The 7,422-nt window shown below is 67.1% G+C and carries 4 protein-coding genes; 1 reads left to right on the forward strand and 3 read right to left on the reverse strand.

Annotated elements, in window-relative coordinates:
* Positions 1-28: 28 nt before the first annotated feature.
* A complete protein-coding gene (locus FKP22_RS15515) occupies positions 29-3,277 on the forward strand; it encodes an efflux RND transporter permease subunit (protein WP_141288373.1) in 3,249 nt (1,082 codons plus the stop codon).
* A 28-nt stretch (positions 3,278-3,305) separates the two neighbouring features.
* Here the strand turns inward: FKP22_RS15515 and FKP22_RS15520 are convergent, their stop codons facing one another.
* The 3 genes from FKP22_RS15520 to FKP22_RS15530 form a co-directional block, all read right to left on the reverse strand.
* Positions 3,306-5,636 (reverse strand): methyl-accepting chemotaxis protein, encoded by a 2,331-nt coding sequence (locus FKP22_RS15520; RefSeq protein ID WP_141288374.1) that lies wholly within the window; start codon positions 5,634-5,636, stop codon positions 3,306-3,308.
* 197 nt (positions 5,637-5,833) lie between these two features.
* Entirely contained in the window at positions 5,834-7,081 is a 1,248-nt protein-coding gene (locus FKP22_RS15525) for an AGE family epimerase/isomerase (RefSeq protein ID WP_141288375.1), read from the reverse strand.
* Positions 7,082-7,179: 98 nt separating this feature from the next.
* The coding region (locus FKP22_RS15530; protein ID WP_141288376.1) for a TOBE domain-containing protein at positions 7,180-7,422 on the reverse strand (243 nt) is incomplete at its 5' end.

Below are 7,422 nucleotides of genomic sequence, written 5' to 3' on the forward strand. Positions count from 1 at the left end.
TTTGAACATCCTCTGAAGGACCTGCATCATGTGGATGACCCGAGTCGCCATCAACAACCCCGTGTTTGCTGCCATGGTGATGGTGGCGCTGTGCGTGCTGGGGCTGTTTTCCTACCAGCGGCTGGGCGTGGAGCAGATGCCCGACGTTGCCCCGCCGGTGGTCTTCATCCAGATCGCCTATCCAGGTGCTTCGCCGGCCGCGGTGGAAACCGAGATCACCAAGCCGGTCGAGTCGGCCGTGAACGCCATCGCTGGCGTCAAGATGATCCGCTCCAACAGCGTGGAAGGCCGCAGCGAGACGGTGATCGAGTTCAGCCTGGACGCCGACATCAACCAGGCCACGCAGGACGTGCGCGACAAGATGTCTGCGGTCCAGGCCACGCTGCCCAAGGACGCCAAGCCCCCGTTCATCGGCCACTTCGACAACGACAACGCCCAGCCCACCGTGGTGCTGGCACTGATCGCCCATGACCGCAGCGAACGTGAACTGTCGCTGATCGCCGACCAGACGGTGGTCAAGCGCCTGGAGCGCAGCGAAGGCGTGGCCCGAGTGGTGGCCAATGGGCTGAACGTGCGCCAGGTGCGCATCGACCTGGACGCCGCCCGCCTGCGTGCCGCAGGCCTGACGCCGGCCGACGTGGCCACTGCGCTGCAGCGCGCCAATGCCGACGAACCGGTCGGACTGGTGACCAACGGCACGGCAGACGCCATCGTGCGCGTCGAAGGCCGCGTGCGGGACCCGAAGGACTTCGCCCACATCGTCGTGTCTCGCAACACCAGCGCCGGCGTGACCACGCTGGGCGACCTGGGCCAGCTGGTGGAGGCCGACCGCGAGCCGGACGCGATTTCGCGCCTGAACGGCAAGCCGGCCATCAACATCCAGGTCTTCAAGCAGAAGGACGCCAACATCGTGCGCGCCGGCGACGCGATCAAGGAAGCCGTGGCCGACATGCAGCCCGGCCTGCCGCCCGGCGTGGAGCTGAAGGTGGTCTATGCCAACAGCGACTGGGTCAAGAACTCGCTGACCGGCGTGCAGCACACGCTGATCGAAGGTGCGCTGCTCACGGTGGGCATCGTCTTCCTGTTCCTGCACAGCTGGCGCTCGACCATCATCACCGGGCTGACGCTGCCGATCTCGGTGATTGCCAGCTTCATCGCGGTCTACATGTTCGGCTTCACGCTGAACTTCATGACCATGATGGCGCTGAGCCTGTGCATCGGCCTGCTGATCGACGACGCCATCGTCGTGCGCGAGAACATCGTGCGCCATGTGGCGATGGGGCGGGACCACCACAGCGCAGCCCGCATCGGCACCGACGAGATCGGCCTGGCGGTGATGGCGACGACCTTCGCGATCTGCGCGGTGTTCGTGCCGGTGGCCTTCATGAAAGGCATCGTCGGCAAGTTCTTCTTTCCGTTTGGCATCACCGTCACGGTGGCGGTGCTGGTCAGCCTGTTCGTCAGCTTCACGCTGGACCCAATGCTGTCCTCCGTCTGGCCGGACCCACCCGGCGACCGCATCCGCAAGCTGCCGGTGATCCGCCAGCTGATCGGCGGCCTGGACTGGGCGATGGACCACCTGCACGCGATCTACGACCGCCTGATCGTCTGGTCCTTCAGCGGCCGGCGCTACCGGCTGATGCTGCCGCCGGTGCCGGCTTTCGGCCGCCCGTTCGATGCGGCAGGCCAGCGTGACAAGACACTGCCACGCCGGCTGCGCTGGGCCACGCTGACGCCGCGCGGCATCGTGGTCGGCCTGGCCGCGTTGAGCTTCGTCGGTGCGATCTTCCTGGTGCCATTCATTGGCGCCGAGACCATTCCGCAGAACGACCAGGGCTACACGCAGATCCAGGTCAAGCTGCCGGTGGGCAGCAGCCTGGCCCGCTCGGACGACAAGATCCGCCAGGTCGAGGACATCGTGCGCCGCTTCCCGGAGATCGACACCATGAGCACGACCGTGGGCGGCGAGGCCGGGCGCAATGCCGCCGAGATCGGCCTGGGCCTGAAGCCACGCAAGGAGCGCAAGCGCAGCCAGCAGGAGATCGAGGACGCGATCCGCGAGGCTCTGAAGGAAGTGCCGGGCATCGACATCGCGCTGGGCTGGAACCGGCCGATCTTCATCGCCGTGCTGGGCCCGGACCCGACCGTGCTGGACCAGATCACCAACGACCTGTCGACCAAGATCAAGCAGATCAAGGGCGTGACCGACCTGGAAACTTCGGTCAAGCCCGGTGTGCCGGCCTTTGCGGTGCGCATCAAGCCGGACGCCGTGCGCGAACTCGGCCTGTCCACCACCGACCTGGCTGCTTCGCTGCGCACCTTCGTCAACGGCGACGTGGCGACCTACTGGACCACGCCGGACGGCCAGCAGGTGGAGGTGCAGCTGCGCCTGGGCAGCGAATACCGCCAGCAGGTCGCCCAGCTGCGCCAGCTGCCGGTGGCCTATGCCAAGGACGGCACGCCGATCCCGCTGGAGCGCGTGGTCACCATCGAGCCGGTCGAAAACCCGGTGGTCATCAAGCGCCAGAACCTGGAGCGCCGGCAGGCCATCTATGCGGGGGTGGACAAGGCTTCAGGCCGCGCGGTGGGCGACGTGGGTTCGGACGTGCAGAAGCTGGTCAAGGCCACGGTGCTGCCGCCGGGCTACCGCTTCGACGTGGGCGGACAGACCAAGGAGCAAGGCGAGATTTTCGGCAACATCCTGGCCGCGCTGGGCCTGGCCGTGGTCTTCATCTACATCGTGCTGGCCAGCCAGTTCGGCAGCTTCCTGCAGCCGATCGCCATCATGGCCTCGCTGCCGCTGTCATTGATCGGCGTGATGCTGGCGTTGCTGCTCACCGGCTCGACCATCAACCTGTTTTCGATGATCGGCTTCATCATGCTGATGGGCCTGGTGACCAAAAACGCGATCCTGCTGGTCGATTTTGCGAATCACGCGGTGCGGGCCGGCAAGAGCGTGGCCGAGGCCATCCGCGAAGCCGGCTCCATCCGCCTGCGCCCCATCATCATGACGACGGCCGCGATGGTCTTCGGCATGCTGCCGCTGGCGCTGGCCTTCAACGAAGGCGGCGAACTGCAAGCCCCGATGGGCCGCGCCATCATCGGCGGCGTCATCACCTCCACGCTGCTGACGCTGCTGGTGGTGCCGGTGATCTACAGCTACCTGGTGCGGCCGGAGAAACTGCGGGCTGCGGCTCGGCGGGCGGCTGGCGACCCTGCGATGGCAACGCAAGCGCAGGTCAAGCTGCCCCTGGGTGCCGCGGCGCCAGAGCTCTGAGATTGGTGCGTGGCCCGGGCGAAGGCGCTCAGTGCCCCTTGACCCGGTACACGCCGCAGCCCAGCAGCAGCTTGGCGTCGATGGCCTGCACGAAGCTGGCCTTGGGCATCACGCTGCCGGTTTCAGGGTTGACGATGTCGTATTCCACCCAGTGGCTGCCTTCGCTGGCTTGCCATGCCTCGCGGGTGAAGCGGTCACCGTCGATGCCCGGCACGTCATGCACTCGCTTGCCGTTCATGGCCGGCTTGGCGCCGTGGGTGCGGTAGCGGCCTTCGCGGTCCACGATGAAGACATAGAGGTCGCGGTCCAGGAAGCCGCCGTCCGGCTGGCAGAAGAGCTTGGACGCGGCATCCAGGCCGCGCGAATCGATCAGTTTCATGGCCTTGGTGACCATGGCATAGGCTTCGTCCGCGCTGCCTTGCCGCAGCCGGATGGCTGCGACAGCCTCGCCAAGTGCCCCGGCCCTGGACACCAGTTCGGTCGATGCGGTTGCAGACTCCACCACCATCTCTGCGTTCTGGCGGGTGATCTCCTCCATGCCGGCAACGCTGGCGCTGACCTGGACCAGCCCCTCGCTTTGCACTGCACTTGCCTGTGCGATGGAGCGCAGGCGATGGGAGACGTCGCGTACACCGGCCACGACGGTCTGCAGCGTGCCGCTGACCGACTGGATGCTGGCGACCGAGCTGCCGACCTGGGTGGTGGAGCTGCCGATCAGCTGGCGGATTTCACCGGCCGCTGAAGCGCTGCGCTGCGCCAGCTGGCGAACTTCGGTGGCGACGACGGCAAAGCCACGGCCGGCCTCGCCGGCGCGCGCGGCTTCGACGGCGGCGTTCAGCGCGAGGATGTTGGTCTGGAACGCAATGCCGTCTATCACGCCGATGATTTCGGCCATTCGGCGGGAGCTCGCTTCCAGCTGACCCATGGCCTCCACCGAGCTGCGCATCGCATCGCCGCCGGCCTCGGTCTGATCGCGCAGGCGGTCGGTCAGGTGGTCCAGTTCGCGCGAGGCTTCGGCATTGCTGCTCACCGCCTTGCTCAGCTCGCTGACCGTGGCCATGGTCTGCTGCAGGCTGGCGGCCTGTGCGTCGGTGCGGGTGGACAGGGCGTCGCTGCTGGCGACCAGCTGCTGGCCCGCCAGGCCGACGCGCACGGCGCTGCTGCGGATCTCCGCCACCATGGACGAGAGCTGGTGGCTCATTTTTTCGACCAGTGCACCGATCTCGGCCACCTCGTCATGCCCTTCGATCCGCACCGAGTGGGCCATGTCGCCGCGCTCCATGGCCGCCACGCCCAGGCGCAAGGCATTCAGGCCGCTGATGAAGCTGGCATACAGCGAAGAGGCCAGGTAGATCCACAGCAACATGCCGAGCGCGCAGGCACCGAGCTGCAGCCAGAGGCTGTACCGCACTGCGTCGATGCGCGCGACCAGCGACGCATCGAGCTTCTCGCTGATCTCATGCTGCAGGGCGACGACTTGTTCGATCGCCTCGGTGCCGGCGGCAAAGTAGGCACCGGGGTCGCCTTCAATCGCGTCGCCAGAGAAAATCTGCTTGACCTGGCTGGCATAGGCATTCGAGCGTTGCTTGGCGGCTTCCCAGTGGCTGGGCATGGGGGCACCGGCGCGTTGCAATGCATCGACTCGGAACTGCATGTCGGCATCGATCGTTGCCAGCGCAGCCGCCCGGCCCAGCACGCGCGCCCTGTCGGCGCCGGTGGCTTCGCCGCGCTTGATCAACGCTGCGCCTTCGCCACGCATCACGCCCAGGTTCTCGGTCCAGGGAATGGTGCGCTCGACAACGATGTCCATCAGGAAGAAGGTCTGGGCCTCGGGGTCGAGCAGCAATGTGGAGCGTTCCCCCGTCAACAGCACCAACTGGCGCAGTGCATCGACGCTGGCGCTGTGCTCGGCGAACAAGGCGGTCCGGTTGGTGCCTGCCGGTGCCGGCTGCGCGAGGGTCTGCAGTGGCTGGCGCAGTGCGTCCCACTCGGTGCGCAGCGAGAAAGCGTGCAATTCGCTGACGACGGCATCCACCTCGGTCAGGCCCTGCTGCAACCGGCCGTGGCTCTCCAGCAGCGCGGCCCGGGCGCCCTCATCGCCACCGAGCACCCGGTTGCTCAGGCCGCGGTGGGCCTGGGTTTCGGCCACCAGGTCCGACAGTGCGCGCACCACGCGCACACCTTCACGCTCGGTGTTGGCAAGCTCGACCTCGGCCAGCTTCTGGCGGGCCTGGTTCACCATCACCAGCACCATGGGCACCAGCAACATGGCCGCCATCAGCCCCAGCTTGGTCGGCATGCGCAGTCGGCGCATCAGTCCAATGCCGGGCTGCAGCAGGCGTTTCATGGGCTTCATCATGGTTCTTCTCTCCTGGGCGACGGCGCGAGAGCCGATTCGGGGCTCGCGAATCTTGCCGCGGCCAGCCCCGGTGCAATGCCGGAAAAGAAGGCAGGCAAACGCCTTGCTCGCCGCATTCAGCGGCCCAGGAAGAGCCCGCCAGGGCCGCGCCATGACGTATGCGGAAGCAGACTTCCGCGCGGTGATTTGACGCGGGCTCAGCGCACCAGCGCGTCCAGCACCTCGTGGCAGGCGCCCATGTTGTGATAGTCGACCTTGCCCGCGGGGCTCTTGTCGTCGCTGATCTTGCGGTTCTCGGCGCTCAGGATGCGGAACCAGGCGCCGTGCGTGTGGTCCACGAAATCGGCCCAGGCGTGGCCCCACAGCCGGTCGTACCAGTCCCAGTAGGCACCGTCATGGGTGCGCTGGGCCAGCACCGCAGCAGCGGCCAGCGATTCGGCCTGCACCCAGTGGTATTTCTCGGCGTCACACACCAGCAGGTGCCGGTCGGTGGAGGGGTTGCCGGCCGGCGCCAGGCCGTAGACCAGGCCGCCGTGGGCACGGTCCCAGCCCTGCAGCGTGGCCACGCCAAACAGCTCCTTGGCCCGTTGCAGCATCCAGCTGCTGTCGTCTTCCGGTTCGCCGAGGTTGCGCTCCAGCTGAAGCAACAGCTTGGCCCATTCGGTCTGGTGGCCGACCTGGAAGCCCCAGGGCCGGAAGATGTTGGTCTTGTCGTGGCGGTTGTATTCCCAGTCGGGCGACCAGTCGGCGTGGTAATGCTCCCAGATCAGGCCGCCGGCATGTTCGGCCAGACGCTGGGTGACCGACTGGGCCAGTTCGGCGGCACGCAGCAGGAACTGCGGCGCCTCGGTTGCCTCGTAGGCGGCCAGCATGGCTTCGCAGGCATGCATGTTGGCGTTCTGGCCCCGGTAGGGCGAAAGCACCCAGTCCGGCGTGGCTTCGTCGGCATACAGCTTGGCGGCAGGCTCCCAGAAGCGCCTTTCCATCAGCTCCGCGGTCTCGAACAGGCCGGTGCGGGCCTCTTCGATGCCTGCACGCAGCGCCTGTGCATGCGCCAGCAGCACAAAGGCCAGGCCGTAGCAATGGTTGGTCGCGTCCAGCACCTTCTTCTGGCCGCTGTCCCAGTGCAGCAGCCAGGCGTAGCCGCCGGTGGTGGGGTCGCGGTGCACGTCCTGCACGAAGCGCAGCGCGTGGCGGGCGTTGGCCAGCCATTCGGCGGCGCGCGCATGCCCGGGGAAGCGCCTGGCCATGGTCGCATGCGTGATGACGAAGCGCGTGCTGCTGACCAGGTGGCGGGTGTACGGGTCATAGACCCGGCCGTCGTCCTTGTAGAACTGGTAAAGGCCGCCGCTGGGGTCCACACAGCGGTCGTCATAGAAGGTCTGCGTCTGCAGCAGGTGTTCCTCCAGGAACTCGGCGCGACGGAAGTCGGGATCTTGCTTCATGGGGTGATGCTAAGTCGGCAAAGGGTGCCAAGCCAAGCCCGTTCCCATGTCCTCGGCACCCCCAGGACGTGGGGCGCAGGGCCACGTCGTTGGCGAGCTCAGGCCAGCCGTTGTTCGCTCTTGGCGTCGAACAGATGGGCGGACAGCGGGGACCATTGCAGCGCAACGGCGTCGCCGACGCGCTGCACCACCTTGCCCGGCACGCGAGCGGTCAACACGCCCAGTGCGGTCTCGACCAGCGCATAGGTTTCCGGGCCGGTGGGCTCCAGCATGCTGATGCGGCCGGGCAGGGCGCCGGTTTGATCGGCGCTGACCAGCGCGATGTCTTCCGGGCGGATGCC

Origin of the sequence: Ideonella azotifigens (assembly GCF_006519715.1) — a bacterium.
GTDB classification, from domain to species: domain Bacteria; phylum Pseudomonadota; class Gammaproteobacteria; order Burkholderiales; family Burkholderiaceae_C; genus Ideonella; species Ideonella azotifigens.

Bases quoted from the DNA above. Each gene is read 5' to 3' on its own strand.
- FKP22_RS15515 (WP_141288373.1), top strand. From the start codon at position 29: ATGTGGATGACCCGAGTCGCCATCAACAACCCCGTGTTTGCTGCCATG.
- FKP22_RS15520 (WP_141288374.1), bottom strand. From the start codon at position 5,636: ATGATGAAGCCCATGAAACGCCTGCTGCAGCCCGGCATTGGACTGATG.
- FKP22_RS15525 (WP_141288375.1), bottom strand. From the start codon at position 7,081: ATGAAGCAAGATCCCGACTTCCGTCGCGCCGAGTTCCTGGAGGAACAC.